Origin of the sequence: Microbacterium sp. GbtcB4 (genome assembly GCF_019091465.1) — a bacterium.
Taxonomy (GTDB): Bacteria; Actinomycetota; Actinomycetes; order Actinomycetales; family Microbacteriaceae; genus Microbacterium; species Microbacterium paraoxydans.
This window is the reverse complement of the sequence record NZ_JAGXJJ010000718.1, coordinates 1-231: the sequence shown is the minus strand read 5'-3', so window position 1 is coordinate 231 and position 231 is coordinate 1. Positions and strand designations below refer to the sequence as shown.

Genomic DNA, 231 nt, shown 5'->3' with positions numbered 1-231 from the left:
GTTCCCTCGGCGAGGTAGGCCAGAGCGGGGACGGGCAGGACGAACCCCCATCGCTTCGCCAGCCCATGCGCGACCGCGATGTGGTGCCCGGCGATCCTGTAGCCCACGCCTCGGGACCCGGAATGCAGGAACAGCCAGACCCGGTCGTGGTCGTCCACCGACACCTCGATGAAATGGTTCCCCGATCCGAGCGTGCCGAGCTGGTGCCGCCTGTTCTTCGCGTTGCCCTCG

1 protein-coding gene is annotated in these 231 nt (G+C 68.4%); it reads right to left on the bottom strand.

Annotated elements, in window-relative coordinates:
* Window positions 1-231 (bottom strand): RtcB family protein (locus KVS71_RS19380; RefSeq protein ID WP_217585339.1); only part of this gene is annotated, 231 nt, incomplete at both ends.